The sequence below is a fragment of the Pseudomonas sp. 05N36 genome, from assembly GCF_056397385.1.
In genome coordinates, this window is sequence record NZ_JBFTNH010000015.1 from 78,342 (window position 1) to 99,345 (window position 21,004).

Here is a 21,004-nt window from a genome sequence, read left to right on the forward strand (position 1 = left end):
GTTCAGTAGAACAAGTTCTCCTGCCGCAGTCGCGCGAAGCGCTCAAGCGCTGCGGCATCGAGTGCTAGTGCGGCGTCAGGCGCTATGCCGTCGCGAATGGCTTGCCAGACGATTTGCGAGCCGATTGAGCCGCGGGTCGCCGCAATATCGAACGCACCGGGATAGAGCGTATGCAGCGTGGCAAGCAGTGCCAATCCCAGGCGTGCGACGGGACGTTGCTCAGGCACCGGGTTGCGCGTGATGCTCACGCCATGACAGAGCTGACCGTGCCAGTTCGATTCAGTGGGCACGAAGTCGATCGGCTCGAAATGCGCGCCAACGTTGAGGGCATTCAGCGCATGGGCGAGCTGGGTCGCGTTGATCCACGGCGCGCCGATCCACTCGAACGGATGCGGTGTGCCGCGTCCCACGCTCAGTCTCGCGCCCTCGAGCAAACCGACATCCGGGTAGAGGTCCAGCTGGGACAGCGTGCGCAGGTTTGGCGAGAGCGGCACCCAACCGAGCCCGGTGTCGGCGAAGGTCATCTCACGTCGGTAGCCCTGCATCGGCACCACGCGCAGATCCGCGCCAATGTGCTTGTTGCGGTTGAACAGACTCGCCAGTTCGCCGACCGTCATGCCCGGTTGCAGCGGCGCCGGGAAATAGCCGGTGAACGATTCTTGACGGCTGTCCAGCACCGGTCCGCCGAATTGCTGCGCCCCGAGCGGATCGGGCCGGTCCAGCACGAACAGCGGAATGCGCCGCGCCGCCGCGGCCTCCAGTGCGTAGCCGAGCGTCGTCTCGTAGGTGAAGAAGCGCACGCCGGCATCCTGGATGTCAAAGACCAGCGCGTCCAGTCCGGCGAGTGAACCGGGCGGAAAGCGCCGCGCCGCGCCGTAGAGACTGTGTACGGTGAGGCCCGTCGCGGTGTCGAGGGTGTCGCCGACCCGCTCGTCCACATCGATATTCAGCCCATGCTCCGGCGAGAACAGGGCTGCCAGCCTGACGCCAGGCGCGTGCGCGAGTACGTCGACGGTGCGCCGGCCTTCGGCGTCGAAGCCGCTGCGATTGGTGATCAAGCCCACGCGCTTGCCGGCGAGCGGCGCAAACCGCTGCGTCTCAAGCACGTCGATGCCGGTCTGCACCGGGCCCGTCGAGATCGGCAGGCGATCGGCGGCACTCAGTGCCGGTAACGTCGATGGCAGCCATTGGCCAATTTGCGCGACGCTCGCAGATGGAGCCCGGCTGGCCAGCAGCGCGAGCAACTGCGCACGCAACGGGCGGGCGTCGCCGCGGTCGTCCGGGTACACGCGGTTGGTCAGGATAACGATGAATTGGCGCGTCAGCGGATCGATCCACAGGCCGGTGCCGGTGTATCCGGTGTGGCCGATCATGCCAATCGGTGGCAGGCGGTCATGGTTCGACGCGAACGGTGCGGCCAGGTCCCAGCCGAGTCCGCGCCACGGTGGAGTCGCGAGCGGCGAGGCGGCACTGGTGAGCGCGGCAATGCTCGCTGGCCGCAGAATCTGCACGCTGCCAGCGCGCCCTTGGTTGAGCATCATCTGCGCGAAGCGGGCGAGGTCATCCGCGGTGGAAAACAGCCCGGCGTTGCCGGAGACACCGCCCATCCATTCGGCGGTCGGATCGTGCACGCGGCCGCGGCGGATACCGGCCTTGTTCGCCAGTGTCGGCGCACTGCGGGCCGCTCGCCGGGGGTCCGGCACAAAGACCGTGTCGCGCATACCGAGCGGGCCGAAGATGTAGGCCTGGCAATACGCGTCGAGCGTGCGGTGGGTGATGCGCTCGACCAGTTCGCCCAGCACCACGAAATTCAGGTCACTGTAGATGACGCGCTCACCTGGCACGCTCCGCAGACGCTGCGCCGCAATCGCGCTCAATACGCCTTCGCGGTCCGGATGCAGCGGTCGCACAGGCAGGTCTGGCAGTAGCCCCGAGGTGTGCGCCAGCAGATGACGAACGGTCACCGGGTCTTTGCCGAAGGCCGCAAAGGCCGGCCAATACTGTGCAACGCGTGCGTCCAGGTCGATGCGGCCGGCTTCGGCCAGTTGCATGATCGCCGTGGTGGTCGCGATGACCTTGGTCAGCGACGCAAGATCGAACTCGGTGCTCAGCGTCATCGGTTCGGGGTCGGGTATTGTCGCGCGTAGCCCAAAGGCCTGGTGATAGAACACGTGCGTGGCATCCCCGATCAGCACGACGGCCCCCGGAATGCGTCCAGCGCTGATCTGCCCCTCGACGATCTGTGCGGCTTGCAGGCGCGCCGCCGCATCGAAATCGGCGGCACCGGCGAACTGCGTCGCCGCCATTGCAAGCAGCATCGCCCAGCGTTTCAGCGCACCGATCAAGGGTGCGGCATATCGGCGGCGTTGTAGTGATTGTGTGGATTCCATAACATCCATCCATCGGTGCCGGCTGCATTGGCGGCGTTGATCTGGGCACTGATCGCCTCTGCGTCAAACAAGCGACGATCGAACGCATAGTCGCGAAAGGCTTGCAGCCACGGACGAAAACGCACCCCCGGCAGATGGGTGCGCTTGATTGCTTCCGCCAGGGAGCGTCTGACGATCTGAGCGGGATCGCTGACCGGATTGGTCAAGCCCGGCAGCCCCCAGGTAAAACCGGACGGGTAGAGCATCGGTGAAATATAGTCGAGCGGCTCGCCGAGCAATTCGATTTGCTGGCCGATCGCGGTATCGTCCAGGTTCCAGCAGACGTAGCCGAAGATGTCCGCAGAGACGAATACATTGTAGGGCGCCAGCCGAGTGCGTGCGGCCCGCAGGAGGCCGACGATCGCCGCGGTCCGGTTGCGCCGGGTATTGGGCAGGGCAAAGTGCAGCCCGCTCTTGTCGGGAAAGCGCACATAGTCGAACTGGACCTCGTCGAAGCCCATCTGCGCCGCCTCCTCGGCGACGTCCAGATTGTGCCGCCATACATCCTGCGAAAACGGATCCATCCATTGCAGCTTCTCGAGATCGCGCCACGGCTGGCCGTCTGTGGTGTGCACGCTCCACTCCGGATGCGCGCTGGCGAGCGGGTCGTCCTTGAACACCACGATGCGCGCGATCAGATACAGGTGTTGCTCATGCAGCCGGGCCAGCAGCGCCGCAAAGTCGTGGTCCTGTGGTGCGCGCACCGTCACCTGGGCAGCCGCGCCGATGGCCTCGCGCGCCGCGCTGCGATACGGCGTCAGGCCGCGGTCGCCCTTGACGTCAATCACCAGCGCATTGATCTCGCTGCTTTCGGCAAGGCTGAGGGCATTATTGCGCAGCGCCTTGCTGGTCACGCCGAACACCGACAAATACAGCGCTTTCGGGCGAAACGGGGTCAATGCGAGCGTCACAGGCGTATCGCCGGAGACCTTGGTCTCGGTGCGCAAATACCCTGGAGCGCGGGCCGCCACGCTCTCCACCGCCTGAGCGACTTCGAACTGCCCGTGTTCGTCGGTGCGCATCACACCCGCCGATGTCGTGATGATCGCGTCGGCGATCGGATTCTGCGTGCTTGAGTCGAGCACGACACCCGTGACGGCCAGGGCACCTCGCTGGCTCAGCAGGGTAGTAAAGACGACGAGCAGCGTCGCGATTGCATAGCGCCTCACTGCGCTGATGAAGGTCATCGTGCGCTCTCCGTTGCGGGCATCGTCAGGGTGTTCGGTTCGCCAAGCAGGTGCGCGAATGCGCTGGCGCCGTAGGCATCGGTCATCAGAAAACGCGGCAGCGCGAGCAGCCGGTCGTGCCGATTCGCCTTGCGCGCGTCCAGGGTGAAGGCGACCACATAACCGTCGTCGGCGGCGAGTGCGATCAACTCGTCGTCGTAGATCCCGAAAGGCCACGCGAGCATGTCGATATGCGTACCGGTTTGCGCCTCCAGGCGTTGACGGGATTTGTCGAGTTGCATGCGCACGAATTGCTGGAAATCAGCCGGCGTACGGTGTCTGCGCTCGACCTTGAAATTGGGATGCCAGTACGTATGCCCCTGGATGTCAAAGAGTCCGGTCTGTTTCAGGCTGCGCAATTGTTCCCAGGTCATTGCATAGGAGGCGTTCGAGATCGCCGATGGATAGATGAACAGCGTGACCGGAAAACGCTCGCGCTGCACGATGGGCAGCAGCTTTTCGAATACCGAGCGATGCCCGTCGTCGACAGTAATCGCCACCGGCTTCTGCGGTAACGTCGCACTTGGGTCCTGCAACCAATTGACCACCTCACGCAGCGGCACGATGTGGTAGTCATGCTCGCGCAAGACGCGTAACTGGGTTTCGAAGGTGCTCATGCGCACGGTCATCGAGTCGTCCAGCGTCTGCGAAAAACGGTGGTAAACGAGGATCGTGACGCGCGGTTCGGCGCTTGGTGCGGCTGCGTCCGCGCCCCAGGCCAGCCCGCCGATGCACACCAGCACAGCGCACACCAGAAGCCGGATCGCGCTGCTCATATAAGCCCCCCGTTTGGCAGGTTTGCCCTGATTTGATCTAAATCAATAGTAGATGTTCGTTGGCGGGCCACTGTATGAAACGACAATATTTGAGGCTTGCCGCCATGAATATCAATGAGGCGATCTCGGGCCGTCGCTCGACGCGTGAATACACGACAGAAGCGGTTGATGAATTCATCATTCGTCGTTTGATCAATGCCGCCATCCAGGCGCCCAGCGCAGTCAACCAACAACCGTGGACGTTCACGGTGATCCGCGATCAGGAACTGCTGGACCGGGTCTCGCGCGAAGCGAAGGCCCACCTGCTCGCGACAGTGCCCGCAGGGACCCAGTCCGAGCACTTTTATTCGATGCTCAACGATCCTGGCTACCAGATCTTCTATCACGCGCCAGTACTCATCCTGATTTCGGGGAATGCGCCCGGTCCGTGGATCGTCGAAGACTGCGCCCTGGCTGCCGAGAATCTGATGCTTGCCGCGTACGCTGAAGGACTCGGCACCTGCTGGATCGGTTTTGCCCAGGGCTTTCTCAATACGCCGGAGGGCAAGCATGTACTGGGCCTCCCCGCCGGATCGAGGCCAGTGGCGCCGATCATCGTTGGTCATCCGAAGTCTGTTCCCGCGCCCGTCCAGCACAAGGACCCCGAGATCCGCTGGATTGGCTGAGCAGGAGGCCGCCCGTGCTCAGACGGTAGCAAACGCTCCGTTTTCAGCCAGCAAGGTGGCAATCAGGGCGGTGCTGTCGAGTACGTGCAAACGGTGGGCGACACAGTCGGGGGGCAGCCGAAACGGAGGCACGCTGTCGGAAACCGCCAGGTGTTCAAACAGGGGCTTGTCGAGCAGGTCGCTGCCACCAGTGAACAAACCATGGGTGGCGGCTGCAAATAACCGGGTGGCACCGGCCTGCTGGCAGGCGAGGCCCGCATGCATCAGCGTTTCACCAGTGCTGATCAGGTCGTCGAAAATGATCGCGGTTTTACCCAGCACTTCACCCACCAGCAGCGTGCCGGTGAACGTCGCTTGAGCACGGTGCTTTTCCATCAGCGCACCGCCCACCGGGCGTCCCAGTTGCCGCTCCAGGGCCTGGCGAAATTGCTCGGCGCGTTTGGTGCCGCCAGCGTCCGGGGAAACCGACACCACCTCGGCATCGCCGACGAGCGCGGCGAAATGCCCGGCGAACAGATCTGCGCACTGCACATTCCAGGTGGGAATGCGAAAGGCGTTATCAAACGCTGCCGGGTTGTGCACCTCCAGGGCCACCAGGCGATCCACGCCGCAGGCCTCAATCATGGCTGCCACGTAGCGGGTGATCGTCGGGTCCTGAGGTTGGGTACGACGATCCTTGCGCCCGTAGCAGAGGTAGGGCGTCACGGCCTGCACCTGACGAGCGCCGGCATCCTTGAGTGCGCCGCAAAAAAACAGCAGGCGACACAGCTTGTCATTTGCGCTCTGCCGGTCATCCCCATACAAGGAATGGAACACCACCACCTCACGCCCGTTGACCGACTCCAACGGGTGGCATTTATGCTCGCCATCTTCATAGTCGCGCTCTTCATGGCGCGCCAGTTGACAGCCAAGCCGCTGCGCGACGCGGCTCGCGTAGTGCTCACTGCCTTGCAGGGCAAACAGAAGCGGGCGTTCGGTGAGCATGGGTTGGCTCCTTCGAGGCACTCCCGTCAGTGGGCGGCGCCATGACGCAGAACTTCGATGCAAAACTCCGCTTCGTAGGGCGGTACGTTGCATTCGACGATGTCATTGGCGGCAACCTGCAAATGCACGCCGACAATATCGGCATGGATCGGCTGCTGGCAGACGTGCCGATCGACCAATACCGCGGTGTAGACCCGACGCGCACCGAGTTGCGCCAGATACGCGCAGGTGCGCAGCAGCGAATGACCTTCAAACAGCACGTCATCGACAACAAGCAGGGTGGTACTGGCAAGGTCCAGTGCGCCCAGAAGCGGGTTTTCGGTCAATTGCGTGTGTGCATGCAGCACGCTGAGATCATCGGCATAGCGCTTGACCTTCAGGGGGTACAGAGGCAGTTCAGGCTGGCCGGTCTGCCGGGACAGATGGTGCTGTAAACGCTGTGCCAGCGGCTCGCCGCGGCGCTGGATGCCGATCAGTACTACTTGAGCGGGCGGCAACAGTGCCGCAGCCTGGCGCGCCATCGCCTGCAGTACCCCGTCGAGTTCATCACTGTCGTACACGCGCAACCGCTGACTCGCGGGTAGGGTCGGCATGGCAGTCTCCCGTTCAGGGCCGATAGATTGATCATAGCGCAAGGGGCCGTTGCTGCTGGCGCAGGGTATCTGTGCCTTGCGCGGGGACTTGATATAAATCAAGACCGGGGAGACTTCATGGGAGGATTCTGAATTTAAAAAAGGGTATTGGCACCTGGCTGAGCACTTGCCACGCGCTCATGGGCTGTAAAGGCTTCTCGGCAGTACGACTGAACCTGTCCTGTATGGCTGCCTTGCGGTGTTCTGGCGGTATGGATTTGGCCCGATGGCTTCAGGAGGTTATCAAATGACACACAGTCCCTTACTGCAAACCACCTTGCGCGACCGGACCGCTGCCGGTCGAACCCTGGTCGAACCGCTGCGCAAATACGCTCATCGACCGGATGTCATCGTTCTGGCCTTGCCCCGTGGCGGAGTTCCGGTGGCCTATGAAGTGGCCACGGCCCTGGAGGTTCGCCTGGACCTGATGCTGGTCCGCAAGTTGGGAGTTCCTTCCCAGCCAGAATACGCCATGGGCGCCATTGCCAGTGGCGGCGTACAAATCGTCAATGAAGGGGCGCTACGGGCTCACCCGATTGATCAGGACACGTTCGATGCCGTGGTCGCCCGGGAAACCCGGGAGCTCTCTCGTCGTGAGCATTTGTACCGGTCAACGCGTGCGCCGGTGGTACTCAAGGACCAGGTGGTGATTCTGGTCGATGACGGCTTGGCGACAGGGGCCTCGATGATGGCCGCGATCCACGCTGTGCGTCTGCAAGCGCCGTCGCGCATTGTCGTTGCCGTGCCCGTGGCGCCGCTTGAGACGGTCGAGGCGCTGCGCACCGAAGTAGATGAACTGGTGTGTCCGCTCATTCCCGAGTGGCTGATGTCGATCGGCTATTGGTACATGAACTTCACCCAGACCACGGACGGGGAAGTCATCGATCTTTTGCAAAGAGCCTGGCAACGCGAGTCCAGCACGGGCACTGCCCCTCAGGAGAATTCCGATGCTTGAGTCTCACTCTCGAAAACTGAGCCTGGAGGACGTGGAGCTGTCAGCCGACCTGCGTCTGCCGATGAACGCTGCCGGATTGGTGGTTTTTGTCCATGGCAGCGGCAGCAGCCGTTCAAGCCCACGTAACCAGCAGGTTGCAGAGTCTCTGGGCAGACGGCGGCTGGGCACATTGTTGTTCGATTTGCTCACCGAGCCGGAGCAGCGCCTGGATAACGTGACGCGGGAGCTGCGTTTCGATATCGCGATGCTTTCGCGGCGACTGGTGCAGGTGATCGACTGGATTGGCCGGGACGCTGAACTGCAATCGCTGCGGATCGGGCTGTTTGGCGCAAGCACCGGGGCCGCTGCGGCGCTGTTGGCGGCAGCCGAGCGCCCGGATGTGGTCCATGCGGTGGTCAGCCGGGGAGGGCGGACCGACCTGGCAGGTGCGGCGCTGTCCCAGGTAAGGGCGCCGACCTTGCAAATCGTCGGAGCAGAGGACCCGGTGGTCGTGCGTCTGAACGTGCAAAGCAGTCATGTTCTGCGGTGTGAACAGCGCCTGGAAGTCGTGGAGGGCGCTACGCATCTGTTCGAAGAACCAGGCACCCTCGAAGAAGTCGCCAGACTCGCTGGCGACTGGTTCGAGTGGCATTTGCGCGGCACTCGTCCAAAGGCCGCTGTCAGCCCCTGACCGATATCACACGCCAAACGGAAAGGTTTCGTCTTCCGGTTCCAGCGCCTGGCTTTTCGGCAGAGGCAGTGCCGTCACCGCTTGCGTCTGTTCAATCCACACCATGGCGTCAAATTGCTCGGCCAGCACCGACTCGAAGTAGTGGCTGCTGCGCTCGCTTTCGGGGCGGTAAATCACCCCGATGGCCCGTTCCAGCAGAGGCTCGGACAGCGCCTTGCGCAAGTCTTCGCGCAGAGGATCTCGCCAGTCGGTCAAAGACGCGGGGACACCGGCTTCAAGGAACTGATGCTCCCAACTGTCTGGACGAGACGGCCGGATGTCCTTGATGAGCATGTCAGCGTCCCAGTCATCGGCTGCCGCCACCTGGCCACGGTCGGTGCTCATGCCGATCAGCACGACATCACGCCCATAGGCGCTGCGACACAGTTGCCCGATATTGAACTGGCCCTTCCAGCCCATTTCCGTGGCAGCGGCATTGCCGATATGGGAGTTGTGCGCCCAGACCACGGCCTTGGCGTGAGCGCCTCGGTGCTCAAGCAACCCCCGCAGTGTGTCGAACATGTGCCGGTCACGCAGGTTCCAGGAGGCGGTCGAGCCTCGATAAATCGCTCGGTAGTATTGTTCCGCCGCCCGAACGACCCGGGCGTTTTGCGTGGCATCGAAGAACGCCTCGTCGTCGTGGATAAGCCCGGCCAGTTGCTCGGCCAGCATGTCATGGAGCTGCTCGACCACTGCTTGCTCGCAGGGCATCAGCCCGCCGCGTTCGACAAAGTGGCCGTACAACGCAGGTTCCTCCTGCCAGGGCGTCAGGCAGCCATAGCGCCGTCGTGCTTCGTGTGCCAGATGCGGGTCGACCCGGTCCAGATAACTCAGGACCTCGTGAATGGAATTGCGCAAGCTGTAAACGTCCAACCCGCGAAACTCGACTCGACGCTCGGGGGCGTGCTTGTGGTTGTATTGATGCAGCCAGTGGGCGAATGCTTTCACATCGGTATTGCGCCACATCCAGGTCGGGAATCGGCTGAAGATATGCCGTTTCCAGGCTGTATGGGCCAGCCCGCGGACATAATGGTCAACATGCGCGGCATCTGGCCAGTCCGCTTCAACCGCCACAATCGTGAACCCGTGCTGTTCAATCAGTCTTTGGGTAATCGCCGCCCGGGTTCGGTAGAAGTCGCTGGTGCCATGGCTGGCCTCACCGATCATCACTACCCGCGCATCAGCGTAACGGTCGAACATTTCGCCGAAGGCGTCTGAATTCAATTCCGGCAGCGGTTCCGCATATTGACGTAACAGAGGGGCAATAGTGGTTCTCGCAACAGTGCTGCGCGAACCGTAAAGTTTTTCCAGCAGTTTTTGCGAAGGGGAGGTCATGAGTGTCGTCCCTATAGAAGAGGGGTTACCCGACGTGCAGCACTCTGGGCTGCCTCTTTGATCATTCCTACACCTTGATCCCGAGGATTCATTGAGTTTCGTCAACAAAGGACGCAATGCCCCAAGAGACAGTGTCTGCATCACACGCCCGCAGGTCGCTGAATATGACCTGACGCCATGGGCGTGATGCGCGTTGCAGGCTTGAACGGCGCAACGCGCGATGGCACTTGTAAATGGCTAGCGTCTGGCTAGGCTCCATTCAGGATTAAATCGTTCGACAGTCTCTTTTCAGAGGGAACTGACATGAATGTGAAGGACAGCGAAGCAGGCGGAATGAAGTCGGTGGCGCAGTCGTTTTTTTCCGGGTCAGCTTTTTTAATCACGTTACTCCGGCGACCGGGCACCCTGCTGGTGGCGCTATCAATGCTGCTGTTTAGTCAGTCAGCGCAGGCCTTGCCTTCCTTTGCACGTCAAACAGGACAAAGTTGCATTGCCTGCCATGCCGGTGGGCAATTTCCCGAACTGACACCTTATGGGCGCCTGTTCAAGCTGACGGGGTACACCAACGGCGTACAAACCAACCCCTTGGCCGCGATGATCGTCGGCGATTTCACCTCGACGCGTAACAACAGCGACGGTGCGGGCAGCTCGATTTCACCCAAAGACAAGCAATTCATTATTGATTTCGGCAGCGTGTTCCTCGGTGGAAAAATCACTGACGTTATCGGCGGCTTTGCTCAATTCACCTACAGCTCCTATGACCACCAGGACGCCTCGGGTAATTGGGTCAGTCACCTGGGCTCGGACAACTTTGACCTGCGTTATGCAGACAGCCGGCTGGATGCCTCACGAGATGTCATCTGGGGCGTCACATTGCATAACAACCCCACGGTTCAGGATGTCTGGAACAGCACGCCTGCGTGGGGCTATCCGTATGTCAGTTCAACCCTGGGCGCCTTCGGCGGGGTCCCTGCCTCGACGCTGATCGAGGGGGGATTGGCTCAACAGGTGGCGGGTATCGGTGCCTATGTTTATTTGAACAAGTCGTTGTATCTGGAGCTGACTTCCTACCAGACCGCCAAAGACACATGGCAGTTTCTGAGCCTGGGCAACAAGAAGGGCGACACCTACCATCCGTTGACGTACATGGATGGCTCAAGCCCTTATGCACGGCTGGCCTATACCTACGAATGGGGGGCCCAGAACGTGATGCTGGGGGCCTTTGCGATGAATGCCAAAATCCTGCCCATGGATGACTCCAACAATCCGATCCATGGCCAGGGCAGCACCGAGTACCGGGACGTAGGCTTCGATGGCCAGTATCAGTACCTCCTTGAGCCCCATACTTTCACGGCACAGATACGCTATGTCAGGGAAGAAATCAGGGATGGCACCCAGACCCTCTTCGACGGACCTGCAACCCTGCGATCCTTCAAGCTGAAGGGCAGTTATGTGTACGGTGGCAAGTATGGTGCGAGCCTGGCGTATACCAATGTCAATGGCAGCTCGGATGCCACGGCGTACCCGGACAGCGCCACTTTTTCACCCGATACGCAAATGTGGACGCCAGAGGTGTTCTGGTTGCCGATGCAGAACCTGAGGGTCGGGCTCCAATACAACTATTTCACCCGCTATTTGGGTGCAACGAACAACTATGACGGCAATGGCCGTGATGCCAGCGAAAACGACACCACCTATCTTTATATGTGGTACGCGTTTTGATCAGTTGAACGCAGGGGCGTAGACCATGAACGCAACGGGCATGAAGAGTACTTTCAATCGATCGCATTTATTTCTTGCCCTCTGCGTGGTTGCGCTCACGGGCTGCACCGGTACGACCGAGCAGGCCTCGGAAAAAACCTCGCCGATGTCCGGCATCGCCATGGTCGACAAGGTTTGCTCCATGTGCCACGGATTGACGGGGGAGTCCGTCTCGCCGATGTTTCCCAAGCTGGCCGGCCAGCAAAAGGAATACCTGAAGCTGCAACTGACTGACTTCAAGGGCCATGTCCGCAGCGATAAAACCGGGACCCAGTACATGTGGGGATTTACCCATTTGACAGAGACCCAGATCAACGAACTGGCGGACTATTTTTCCAGCCAGAGCCCCATGAAGGCTGACGCCGACAAGTTTGATCCACGCGGCGAATTGATCTTCCGCAAGGGCTTGCCTGGCTCGGGTGTCGCCCAGTGCAGCTCCTGTCATGGTGCCGAGGGGCAGGGCAATGGCCAGTTTCCGCGCCTTGCAGGTCAACATGCCGAGTATATGATCCGCCAGCTCAAGGTGTTCCAGCAGACCGACCAGCGCCCGCGTGGCGAGCTGATGAAGCAGGTCACTCATTCCCTGTCTGATGAAGATGCCGCCTCTGTCGCCCATTACATTGCGACACTCGGGGCAAAAAAATGAGAGCCTTTTCGGCACCGGCGATGAGCCTGGGGCTACGTCGCGGTTCCAGGCCTTCAGGCACTGTCTGATCTATATCAATGACCGTGTGGCGGGATCGGCAATCCTGATCCAGTGACCTCCACTGAGTCAGGATTGCGCCATGAAGCTCACTGCGGCACCGCTTCCAGATCCGTTGCCAACCTTGCCTCCTTCATCGGCCAAGGTCGGGCAGGCGATCGGCAATGATCAAATCGCCGCGATTTTTGACGATATCGCCGATCTGCTGGAAATCGAGGACGCCAATCCCTTCCGTATCCGCGCTTATCGCAATGCAGCGCGAACCCTGAGGGCTTTGACCTTTGAGGTCGCGAAGCTGATCGTGCGCGGTGAACAGCTGCCCAAACTCACGGGCATCGGGGTCGACCTTGCCGGCAAGATCAACGAAATCGTCACCACCGGCGATTGCGCACTGCGCCAACGCCTGCGCACGACATTGCCCCTGGGGCTGGTCGATCTGCTTTCCATCGCCGGGCTGGGCCCCAAACGCGTCAAACACCTCTATCACGATCTGGGCATCGAAACCGCGCAGCAACTGTGTCAGGCGGCCAAAGACGGACGCATTCGCCATCTGCCTGGCTTCGGCGAAAAGATGGAAGCCCGACTGTTGAACGCCGCGCAGAAGGGCATCGGCAGGGACCGCCGGTTGCCATTGGCCTTTGTGGCGCCGGTGGCCCTGCGGCTGACCGAGTTCCTGCAACAGCTTCCAGGCGTTGAGGCGGCCACGGTTGCCGGCAGCTTGCGACGGATGCGCGACACCATCGGCGATATCGATATTCTGGTGGCCGCGGCACCGTCGGTGGACGTCACGGCGCACTTTATCCAGCATCCGGACATTGCCAGCGTGCTGGCACAGGGGCGCACCCGTACCAGCGTGATACTGGGCACCGGCATGCAAGTGGATCTGCGGGTGGTCGAACCGGCGGTCTATGGCGCTGCCCTGGTGTATTTCACCGGCAGCAAGGCGCATAACATCGCGATTCGCCAACGGGCTCAGAAGCAAGGTCTCAAGCTCAGTGAATATGGCCTCTTCAGGGCAAAAAAATGTGTCGCCGGCACCACCGAGGAATCCGTTTACCAGGCGTTGGGGCTGGAATGGATGACACCGGAACTGCGCGAGAATCGCGGTGAGATTGCCGCGGCAGAGGCAGGTCATTTACCCAAGTTGATCGAGTTGAGCGACCTCAAGGGCGACTTGCATGCTCACACCCGCGCCTCGGATGGGGGCAACAGCCTTGAAGAGATGGCATTTGCCGCGCGGGAGGCCGGGCTGGAATATCTGGCGATTACCGAGCATTCGCGGTCCCTCAGAGTGGCCCATGGCCTGGATGCCGACCGGCTGCTCAAGCACATCGACCAGATCGATGCGCTCAACAGCCGCTTGCGGGGCGTGACCTTGCTCAAGGGCATCGAGGTGGACATTCTCGAAGACGGTAGCCTGGACCTGCCGGACGATATCCTCGGGCGTCTGGACCTGGTGGTCGGCGCCGTACACAGCCATTTCGGCCTGACGTTGCGTCAACAAACCCAACGCTTGCTCAGGGCCATGGATCATCGCTATTTCACGATTCTGGCGCACCCGCTGTGCCGGCTGATCAATGAGCGCGACCCGCTGAACCTGGATCTGCCGGTCATCATCAAGGCGGCCCGGCAGCGTGGTTGCTGTCTGGAACTCAATGCGCAGCCGCAACGCATGGACCTGTTCGACCTGCAGTGCCGCTACGCCAAGGATGAAGGGGTGCTCATTGCCATCAACTCGGATGCGCATCGCACCGTTGACTTTGCCTATTTGCAGTATGGAATCGCTCAGGCACGGCGTGCCTGGCTGGAAAAAATCGACGTGCTCAACACCCGTCCCCTGAAGGAACTCAAGGCGTTCCTGAGCGCCTGTTCCGCCCGGGGATGAGTGGCTGTGGGTGCGGGATTGAGACGCTCCATTCCCTTTCTTCAGCAACGTGCCGGATGACCTCCGAGAAATCAGCCGCGCCTGTCACTGTATGGGCCCGGAGGGTGTCCCCGGAACCAGGCGCCACGCTTCAGGACATTGGCGTATATAAGGGTAGTAGCCTTTGGCTGAAGGGCAGTAATACCAGTTTTGCACAGGTGGGGGGGTGGGGGGCGCTGCCACCACGGGCGGGTTGGCCGGGTAGTAATAAACAGGGGGCGGGTAGTAGTAAACCGGGTAGGAGGGGTAGTAATACGGACCACGAAGGTACGCGCCTTCCCAGCCCAGTCCCAAGCCAAGACCGATGCCCCACCAGAACGGAGCGCCGATATGACCGCCTCCGTGTCGGTCGGCGTTGGCCGGTAATGCAAGGCACGTGGCGATCAGGATTGCCCCTATCAGCGTGCAACGTTTTACCGAGTCGATATTCATGATGTTTACCCAATCGTGGGGGCAATTCGAGAATAGGAGTCGCTCAGGGGAAAAATCTGATCCACATCAGAAAACAGGCATACGAACGGGCAAGTGGATAGACGGGCTGCCAATAGGGGGCGGTGTGTGACCCGTCATGATATTCAATGCAAAAAAAACCTTGCCGGTTTCCCGGCAAGGGGCAGGGCGTTCATGGGCTCAATTGCCTTTGATCGGCACAATTTTTTCCGGCTTCAAGGCTTCGGGCTTTTTCGGCAGCGATATGCTCAGCACACCTTTGCTGAAGCTTGCTTCGATCTTGTCGGCGTCGACCCCTTTAGGCAGGTTGAACATCCGTTCGAAAGAGCCGTAGTGACGCTCCGACAGGTAATAGCCCTTTCTTTTTTCTTCCTTGTCTTCCTGTTTTTCGCCTTTGATGATCAGGCTGCTGTTGGACAGTTTGATCTCGACATCCTTCTGGTCCATACCGGGCAGTTCGACAGTGATATCGAAGCTTTTATCTTTCTCGGTGATGTCCACGGCAGGGATGCCGTAACCCATCAGTTCACGAGATAAAAGCGGCTCGACGTCGAACAGCCCACGGCTGAATGGCGATAATCCCAAAGGACCTCGATTGAAGTCTTCGAACAGGTGATCGACCTGTTCCCGCAGTTTTTGCAGAGGACGCCAAAGGTCAGTCGTCGCTGGGAGCGGACTTGCTTTTTTTTCGGTATGAACCGGTACTTTTTTCACGGAATTGGACATTTTCAGTTCTCCTCTTTGGCTATGTCGAGGTGGGCGGCAAACGTTTTGGACATCTGCGCCTGCCTCGAGAGAAAACACATCCATTGATTTGGCCTTACAAGGCCAGTTTCCCTGACCACAGCATCCAGCCGGCGAAAGCGGCCGCCGCCCAGATGACGATCAACAATCCCCACTCAAAGCCGTTCAGCACCTGACCCTGGCGAGCCCGTTTGGTGGCCAGGTAAATCAGTGAGCCGGGGGCATAGAGCAGGGCGCTGAGCAGCATGTATTTCGGCCCAGCGGCGAATAACAGCCAGAAGCAATACAGGGTTGCGACCGAGGCAATCGCCATGTCGCGCAGTTGCAGGGCTTTGTGTCCGGCATAGGTCGTTCCTTGCCACGTCAACTTCAACGCATACAGGCCGCTGAACAGGTACGGCAACAGAATCATTGAAGTCGCCAGAGAGATCAGGGCCAGGTAACTGGCACTCGAATACAGCGTCAGTAGCAGGAACAGCTGAATGCAGCCGTTGGTAATCCACAAGGCATTGGCAGGCGCGCCATGGGTGTTTTCCAGGGCCAGCGGCCCCGGCATGACCTTTTCCCTGGCCGGTGTGAACACCGACTCTGCCGCCAGCAGCGTCCAGGCGAGCAGGGCGCCGCCGACCGAGATGATCAGGCCGATGCTGATCAGCATCGCCCCCCAAGGGCCGGCCACTGCCTCAAGCACGCCACTCATCGAAGGATTTTTCAGCGCGGCCAGTTCCGGTTGCCTGAGAATGCCCAGTGACAGCAGGGACACCGCAATCAGCAGCAACAAGGTGAGGACAAAGCCGATGACGGTGGCCCGCCCCACATTCACCCGTTCTGCCGCACGGGCGGAAAATACGTTGGCGCCCTCGATGCCGATAAACACCCAGACGGTGACCAGCATCGTGCTTTTGACCTGATCAAGGGTGCTGCCCAGTGCCGGCGCACCCCAGAAGTCGACCATAAATGTTTCGCGCTGGAACGCCGCAATCACCAGTCCGATAAACACAAGCAACGGAACGATCTTGGCCAGGGTCGTGAGGGCATTGGCCCGCGCGGCGGTGCGCATGCCCCGCAGAATCATCCAGTGCAACGACCACAGCACCAGCGATGCCGCCGCAATGGCCGCTTTGTTATTGCCTTCACCGAATAGCGGGAAGAAGTAACTCAGCGCCGCGAACAGAATCACCAGGTAACTGACGTTACCGATCCAGGCACTGATCCAGTAACCCCAGGCCGAATTGAAACCGAGGAATTCGCCGCCCAATGCGCGGGCATAGGCAAACACGCCGTTATCCAGTTCGGGCTGGCGGTTGGACAAGGTTTGGTAGACCAGTGCCAGCGACAGCATGCCAACGCCGGTGATCAACCAGCCAATCAGGATCGCGCCAGCACCAGCGCCCGCGGCCATGTTCTGGGGCAGGCTGAAAATACCGCTGCCAATCATCGAGCCGACCACCAGAGCGATCAACAGGCTCAAGGACAGGCGCCGGGGCTCCAGCTGGCGCAAGCTTCCCGCCGCAGGACGAGGCGAAATGCCTGGAATAGTCGGTTGGGTGCCGTGCACATGCGTTGCCATGCAAACCTCCACGAGACAATTTCTTCATCGGCTATCGCCAATGCGAGAGCGCGAACGCTGATGATTAATGTCTGCGTGAATGGGCTGCCGGGAGTTGATGTAGATCAGAAGGAGAGCAACCAGTCGAATGGATTCCGGTGTGAATGCGCGATGGCAGGTTTTCAACCTGCAGCAGCACCAAATGAAATACCGACTGCGGCAGTAATCGCCATCGCCAGCGCGCCCCACAGCGTCACCCGCCAGGCGCCGACCAGCAGATTGGCGCCGCCTGCCTTGGCGGCAATACCGCCTAAAGCACCCAGGAATACCAGTGACATGCCGGATATCCAGGCAATCACGCTGTGGGTCGGCGCGAGGATGGTCACGCCCAGCGGCAATGCGGCGCCCACTACAAAGCTGGCCGCCGAGGACATTGCCGCCTGCAGCGGTTTTGCGCTGAGCGCATCGGAAATGCCCAGTTCGTCGCGCGCATGTGAGCCCAGTGCATCGTGCGCCATGAGCTGCGTGGCGACTTTACTGGCCAGCTCGGGTTCAACACCGCGATCCACATAGATGGCCGCCAACTCCCGGTGTTCGGCAAGCGGCGCTGTCTCAAGCTCGGTTTGTTCGCGCAACAGATCGGCCCGTTCGGTATCGGCCTGGGAATGCACGGAGACGTATTCGCCTGCCGCCATCGACATCGCACCCGCCACCAGCCCGGCCACACCCGTGACGAGCAAGGTGCTATGGGTGGCATTGGCCGCGGCGACGCCGATCAGCAGACTGGCGGTCGATACTATGCCGTCGTTGGCCCCCAATACCGCGGCCCGAAGCCAGCCGATTCGCTCATGCTTATGGGATTCAGCGTGTCTGCGAAAGAACTTCATCGTTGAAATCTGCTCACTGTCGTTGAATTGATACCAAATAAAAAAATGCCTGGATAAACCAACCGCTGGCCTGGTCGTTTCAGCGAGTTTCAATCTGCGCCTGGAGCTGTCCGGCAACAACCGATAGTTCCCTGAAATGCTCACCATCATGTATTACGAACAACGCATCCATACCGCGTTCCTGCGCAAGCTCGGGACCGGCTTTCTCTCCCAGGACCATCAGCGCAGTGGCCCATGCATCGGCGAGCATGCAGGTGGCGGCGACCACCGTCACGGCCGCGAGTGAGTTGGACAAGGGCGCTCCGCGAGCCGGATCCATCGTATGCGAGTAATGCCGGCCCTCGACCTCGATCCACTGACGATAGTCCCCGGACGTGGCAATCGCCGCATCGCTGATTTCCATCACCCCCATGACTTCACGAATACCGCGGCGGGGTCTTTCAATCGCCACAACCCAGGACTCTCCCCCCGGCTTGACCCCGTACGCGCGCATTTCACCGTCGATTCCTACCAGATAGTTGGTTATCCCCCAACCATCGAGGCAACGTGCCATTTCATCCACCGCAAAGCCCTTGGCGATGCCTGATAGATCAAGGGTAGTTGCTGAGCGTTTACGGGCGAGGTTGCGCAGCGGATCAATCTCCAGCGCTTGCGTGGCTGGCACGCGCGCCTGGCGATCCGAGGCACTGATGTGCGTTGCGCTGGGTTGTTGTTCGCCAGGCCCGAAGCCCCAGGCATTGACCAGATCACCCACGGCGATATCAAACGCCCCGCTGGATTGACGACTCACCCGCAGCGCCGTAGCCAGGACGGTGGCCAGTTCCTCGGGAATGGGCAGCCATTGCTGTTCGGCTGCTGCGTTGAGACGGTTGAGCGCGGAATGGGCCTTCCAGGTCGACATCTGTTGATCCACCGTGTCGACAGCCGCAAACAGACTCTCGTTGATGGCAGCCTCATCCACCGGTGGCTCGGCGTAAAACACCGCAGTGTAGCGGGTGCCCATGGTCTCCCCGCTCAGGCTATAGCGCTGGGGGTCAGTAGACATCTTCACGGTAGCGTCCTTGTGTTTTGAGCGTCAGCACATTCAAGTCGAGTGGGGCCAATACTTCATCCAGGGCGTTCATCACCCCTTTAGCCATCTCGCGACTCCCGCACACCAATACGTGGGCACCTTTTTCAATCAGGTGACGGAGTGCCAGCGCGTCGGCGATCAGGCGGTCCTGCACATAGCTGCGTTCATGGGTTTGGGAGAAGGCGGCGCGCAACCGGGTGAGGCGCTGATCCGCCAGATAGCGGTTAAGCTCGGGTTCATAGAGAAAGTCGGACGCCGGGTGACGTCCGCCCCAGTACAGGTGCATGGGCTGCCTGGCTTTGTTGTTGCGGATAAAACCGGCTAAAGGGCCGATCCCCGTACCGGCACCGATGAGAATCACCGGCTGTTTTCCACGGCCGGGACGAAACTCGGGATTGGGCTGTATGAAGGCTTCAATCTGTCCTCCCAGCGGCAAGTCATGAAGGAACCCGGAACACACGCCGTCTGCGTGTTTACGCACACAGATTTCCAGAATGCCGTCATCTGATCCGCTGGCCAGTGAGTAGTAGCGCGGCACCCTGGAGCCGGGCGGCAGCACGCCAACCAGATCTCCGGCCTGGAACCGGGGCAGGCCGCTGTTGCGTCTGTGTTTGAGCTCACCCGGCGAGCGAGACGTTGCGGCTGCGTTGAAACGCAGGATCTGGGTGGGAGCGTTCACGTGTTCGCCGTAGTGTGTGCGATCGATCAACGTCAGGGTCGTGGTATCCGGCAGCCGCGGGGTGTGTACCAGCGTCAGTTCATGGTTCAGCAGCCGGCCCACGGCGGTGCCCCACTGTGTGAACGCCTGGGCGGATTGGCGATTGATGGTTTCAAGTTCCAGCAGCTGCGTCCCGCCTGAAGCCAGCAGAGCCGCCTGAGTGTCCTTGGCAAACTGACAAAATTTCGGGAACTGCCGATCGCCAAATCCCAGTACGGCAAAACCCAGGCCAGGCTTTACGTGGGTATTCGCCAGTCGTTTCATGAACTGCGAGGCCGAGGCGGGTGCATCGCCGTCGCCGGTCGTGGCGGTCAGGATGAACAGCCGTTGGGCGCTGCGATACCCCACCGCGAGCCGGTTCATGGGCGCGGTGTGGACGCGGTGGCCGGTCTGGTGCAAAGCCTCATGCAAGGTGTTGGCAAAGCCCCAGGTGGTGTTGCTTTCGCTGCCGACCAGAATCACTGTGTCGGCGTTTTGCGCGCCACTGTTGTGGCGGATTTTCGGCTGTGACTGACGACGACGCCACCACAGCAGCGCACCGGTGACGCTCATCAACGGCACGCTGAGCGCGCAAACGCCGAGGAACAGGCCCAGCCACCAAAGGCTTTCGCCGGTATGCAACTGGTAGATGAACTCGTAGGCATTCCGCATGCGGTCGTGGGGCACGTAAGACAACAACGCCCCGCTGACGGGATCGACATAACCGTCGCCTTGCGCAGTACTCAACGAAAAGAAATCTTCGGGATGACCGACGCTGGGATAGACCAGCTCGCGCAGGTCGTTCAGGTCAGTCGCCAGCAGTGTTGGCAAGGTTGCGACCGGTGCCGCCGGGCCGCTGCTGAGCGTGCTCGGAAACACCGGCTCGCGTTGCGTCCCGTCCGGGATCAGGCTGAAGGTGGTGGCCGACATGTACAGCCCGGTCAACGCGGACAACAGCAGGCCCAGAATCGCGAAACGCCCGACTTCGGCATGCCAGCGCTGATTGAAACTGCCGCGCAGTGGCCGCATCACGCGTCGCCAGCCGCCCAGGCGCTGTGCCAGCAGCGCAGCCCCGGAAATCGACAGTATCAGGATGAACAGCGCACCGATGCCGGCTACCGCATGCCCCGGTGTGCCGGACAGCAATGAGCGGTGCAGGTCTTTTACCCAGCGGGTGAACGCCGAGGGCGTATAGCTCGCAACGCCGGCTCCGGTCAGCGGGTCGACGCGCTCGGCGCCGGTCTGGCCGTCCTGGGTGAAATACACGATGACTGAACCCGAGGGAGTACGGCGGATTTTTTCGACCCCGGGGTAGTGGTTCGCCACTCGACCGGCCAACTCGGCAACGTTCACCTGACCGGATGCCGGTACTGTCGCGTTCAGTCTTTCCAGGGCCGGATTGATCGACAGGATCGCACCGCTGATCGCCAGCAGCATGACCAGCAGGGCCGCGACAAGACCGGGCAGTGAATGAAACTGGCGTAGCATGGTCAGCCTCCAAGGGGT

The 21,004-nt window shown here is 60.8% G+C and carries 17 protein-coding genes; 6 read left to right on the forward strand and 11 right to left on the reverse strand.

The genetic code is table 11. The annotated features are described in order from the left end of the window. Nucleotides 1-2 precede the first annotated feature (2 nt). Genes AC1DIH_RS19155 through AC1DIH_RS19165 form a run of 3 tightly spaced genes read right to left on the reverse strand, consistent with a single transcriptional unit; the run spans nucleotide 3 to nucleotide 4,431 of the window. Nucleotides 3-2,390: a serine hydrolase gene (locus AC1DIH_RS19155; RefSeq protein ID WP_477772876.1), complete on the reverse strand. Its 2,388-nt coding sequence runs from the start codon at nucleotides 2,388-2,390 to the stop codon at nucleotides 3-5. Next, complete coding sequence (locus AC1DIH_RS19160) at nucleotides 2,342-3,616, reverse strand: putative glycoside hydrolase (protein ID WP_477772877.1); 1,275 nt, start codon at nucleotides 3,614-3,616, stop codon at nucleotides 2,342-2,344. The genes AC1DIH_RS19155 and AC1DIH_RS19160 overlap by 49 nt, the downstream gene beginning before the upstream one ends. Continuing rightward, on the reverse strand, nucleotides 3,613-4,431 hold the full coding sequence (locus tag AC1DIH_RS19165) for a polysaccharide deacetylase family protein (protein ID WP_477772878.1): 819 nt from the start codon (nucleotides 4,429-4,431) through the stop codon (nucleotides 3,613-3,615). Before AC1DIH_RS19165 ends, AC1DIH_RS19160 begins: the two co-directional genes overlap by 4 nt. 104 nt (nucleotides 4,432-4,535) lie before the next feature. On the opposite strand from AC1DIH_RS19165, the gene AC1DIH_RS19170 reads away from it, so the two are divergent. After that, on the forward strand, nucleotides 4,536-5,096 hold the full coding sequence (locus AC1DIH_RS19170; RefSeq protein ID WP_477772879.1) for a nitroreductase family protein: 561 nt from the start codon (nucleotides 4,536-4,538) through the stop codon (nucleotides 5,094-5,096). Nucleotides 5,097-5,114: 18 nt separating this feature from the next. Here AC1DIH_RS19170 and AC1DIH_RS19175 read toward each other — a convergent pair whose 3' ends face one another. Then, a complete protein-coding gene (locus AC1DIH_RS19175; protein WP_477772880.1) occupies nucleotides 5,115-6,080 on the reverse strand; it encodes a ribose-phosphate diphosphokinase in 966 nt (321 codons plus the stop codon). 26 nt (nucleotides 6,081-6,106) lie between these two features. After that, a complete protein-coding gene (locus tag AC1DIH_RS19180; protein WP_427530512.1) occupies nucleotides 6,107-6,673 on the reverse strand; it encodes a bifunctional pyr operon transcriptional regulator/uracil phosphoribosyltransferase PyrR in 567 nt (188 codons plus the stop codon). Between the two features lie 286 nt (nucleotides 6,674-6,959). Here AC1DIH_RS19180 and AC1DIH_RS19185 point away from each other — a divergent pair, with 286 nt between their 5' ends. Together AC1DIH_RS19185 and AC1DIH_RS19190 are read left to right on the forward strand one after the other, a co-directional pair. Next, nucleotides 6,960-7,667 (forward strand): phosphoribosyltransferase, encoded by a 708-nt coding sequence (locus AC1DIH_RS19185; protein ID WP_477772881.1) that lies wholly within the window; start codon nucleotides 6,960-6,962, stop codon nucleotides 7,665-7,667. Continuing rightward, the gene (locus tag AC1DIH_RS19190; RefSeq protein ID WP_477772882.1) at nucleotides 7,660-8,337 is read left to right on the forward strand and encodes a dienelactone hydrolase family protein; all 678 of its coding nucleotides are present in this window, start codon (nucleotides 7,660-7,662) and stop codon (nucleotides 8,335-8,337) included. Before AC1DIH_RS19185 ends, AC1DIH_RS19190 begins: the two co-directional genes overlap by 8 nt. A 6-nt stretch (nucleotides 8,338-8,343) precedes the next feature. Here the strand turns inward: AC1DIH_RS19190 and AC1DIH_RS19195 are convergent, their stop codons facing one another. After that, complete coding sequence (locus AC1DIH_RS19195) at nucleotides 8,344-9,711, reverse strand: erythromycin esterase family protein (RefSeq protein ID WP_477772883.1); 1,368 nt, start codon at nucleotides 9,709-9,711, stop codon at nucleotides 8,344-8,346. A gap of 303 nt (nucleotides 9,712-10,014) precedes the next feature. Between AC1DIH_RS19195 and AC1DIH_RS19200 the strand changes: the two genes are divergently transcribed. The 3 genes from AC1DIH_RS19200 (at nucleotide 10,015) to polX (ending at nucleotide 14,060) form a co-directional block, all read left to right on the forward strand. Beyond that, entirely contained in the window at nucleotides 10,015-11,433 is a 1,419-nt protein-coding gene (locus AC1DIH_RS19200; RefSeq protein ID WP_477772884.1) for a cytochrome C, read from the forward strand. A 25-nt stretch (nucleotides 11,434-11,458) separates the two neighbouring features. Next, the gene (locus AC1DIH_RS19205) at nucleotides 11,459-12,118 is read left to right on the forward strand and encodes a c-type cytochrome (RefSeq protein ID WP_477772885.1); all 660 of its coding nucleotides are present in this window, start codon (nucleotides 11,459-11,461) and stop codon (nucleotides 12,116-12,118) included. Nucleotides 12,119-12,257: 139 nt separating this feature from the next. Continuing rightward, entirely contained in the window at nucleotides 12,258-14,060 is a 1,803-nt protein-coding gene (gene polX, locus AC1DIH_RS19210) for a DNA polymerase/3'-5' exonuclease PolX (protein ID WP_477772886.1), read from the forward strand. Between the two features lie 669 nt (nucleotides 14,061-14,729). Here polX and AC1DIH_RS19215 read toward each other — a convergent pair. The 5 genes from AC1DIH_RS19215 to AC1DIH_RS19235 all read right to left on the reverse strand — a co-directional run bounded on the left by AC1DIH_RS19215 (nucleotide 14,730) and on the right by AC1DIH_RS19235 (nucleotide 20,986). Further along, entirely contained in the window at nucleotides 14,730-15,275 is a 546-nt protein-coding gene (locus AC1DIH_RS19215) for an Hsp20/alpha crystallin family protein (RefSeq protein ID WP_477772911.1), read from the reverse strand. 94 nt (nucleotides 15,276-15,369) lie between these two features. After that, nucleotides 15,370-16,863 carry an arginine-ornithine antiporter gene (arcD, locus tag AC1DIH_RS19220; RefSeq protein WP_477772887.1) on the reverse strand — a complete coding sequence of 498 codons (1,494 nt, stop codon included), beginning with the start codon at nucleotides 16,861-16,863 and terminating at the stop codon, nucleotides 15,370-15,372. A gap of 161 nt (nucleotides 16,864-17,024) precedes the next feature. Next, a complete protein-coding gene (locus AC1DIH_RS19225; protein WP_477772912.1) occupies nucleotides 17,025-17,729 on the reverse strand; it encodes a VIT1/CCC1 transporter family protein in 705 nt (234 codons plus the stop codon). 79 nt (nucleotides 17,730-17,808) lie between these two features. Beyond that, the gene (locus AC1DIH_RS19230; protein WP_477772913.1) at nucleotides 17,809-18,774 is read right to left on the reverse strand and encodes an FAD:protein FMN transferase; all 966 of its coding nucleotides are present in this window, start codon (nucleotides 18,772-18,774) and stop codon (nucleotides 17,809-17,811) included. Then, complete coding sequence (locus AC1DIH_RS19235; RefSeq protein WP_477772888.1) at nucleotides 18,764-20,986, reverse strand: PepSY domain-containing protein; 2,223 nt, start codon at nucleotides 20,984-20,986, stop codon at nucleotides 18,764-18,766. Before AC1DIH_RS19235 ends, AC1DIH_RS19230 begins: the two co-directional genes overlap by 11 nt. Between the last annotated feature and the right edge of the window lie 18 nt (nucleotides 20,987-21,004).

Coding starts and splice junctions, on each gene's coding strand:
- AC1DIH_RS19155 (WP_477772876.1), bottom strand. CDS start 2,390: ATGGAATCCACACAATCACTACAACGCCGCCGATATGCCGCACCCTTG.
- AC1DIH_RS19160 (WP_477772877.1), bottom strand. CDS start 3,616: ATGACCTTCATCAGCGCAGTGAGGCGCTATGCAATCGCGACGCTGCTC.
- AC1DIH_RS19165 (WP_477772878.1), bottom strand. CDS start 4,431: ATGAGCAGCGCGATCCGGCTTCTGGTGTGCGCTGTGCTGGTGTGCATC.
- AC1DIH_RS19170 (WP_477772879.1), top strand. CDS start 4,536: ATGAATATCAATGAGGCGATCTCGGGCCGTCGCTCGACGCGTGAATAC.
- AC1DIH_RS19175 (WP_477772880.1), bottom strand. CDS start 6,080: ATGCTCACCGAACGCCCGCTTCTGTTTGCCCTGCAAGGCAGTGAGCAC.
- AC1DIH_RS19180 (WP_427530512.1), bottom strand. CDS start 6,673: ATGCCGACCCTACCCGCGAGTCAGCGGTTGCGCGTGTACGACAGTGAT.
- AC1DIH_RS19185 (WP_477772881.1), top strand. CDS start 6,960: ATGACACACAGTCCCTTACTGCAAACCACCTTGCGCGACCGGACCGCT.
- AC1DIH_RS19190 (WP_477772882.1), top strand. CDS start 7,660: ATGCTTGAGTCTCACTCTCGAAAACTGAGCCTGGAGGACGTGGAGCTG.
- AC1DIH_RS19195 (WP_477772883.1), bottom strand. CDS start 9,711: ATGACCTCCCCTTCGCAAAAACTGCTGGAAAAACTTTACGGTTCGCGC.
- AC1DIH_RS19200 (WP_477772884.1), top strand. CDS start 10,015: ATGAATGTGAAGGACAGCGAAGCAGGCGGAATGAAGTCGGTGGCGCAG.
- AC1DIH_RS19205 (WP_477772885.1), top strand. CDS start 11,459: ATGAACGCAACGGGCATGAAGAGTACTTTCAATCGATCGCATTTATTT.
- polX (WP_477772886.1), top strand. CDS start 12,258: ATGAAGCTCACTGCGGCACCGCTTCCAGATCCGTTGCCAACCTTGCCT.
- AC1DIH_RS19215 (WP_477772911.1), bottom strand. CDS start 15,275: ATGTCCAATTCCGTGAAAAAAGTACCGGTTCATACCGAAAAAAAAGCA.
- arcD (WP_477772887.1), bottom strand. CDS start 16,863: ATGGCAACGCATGTGCACGGCACCCAACCGACTATTCCAGGCATTTCG.
- AC1DIH_RS19225 (WP_477772912.1), bottom strand. CDS start 17,729: ATGAAGTTCTTTCGCAGACACGCTGAATCCCATAAGCATGAGCGAATC.
- AC1DIH_RS19230 (WP_477772913.1), bottom strand. CDS start 18,774: ATGTCTACTGACCCCCAGCGCTATAGCCTGAGCGGGGAGACCATGGGC.
- AC1DIH_RS19235 (WP_477772888.1), bottom strand. CDS start 20,986: ATGCTACGCCAGTTTCATTCACTGCCCGGTCTTGTCGCGGCCCTGCTG.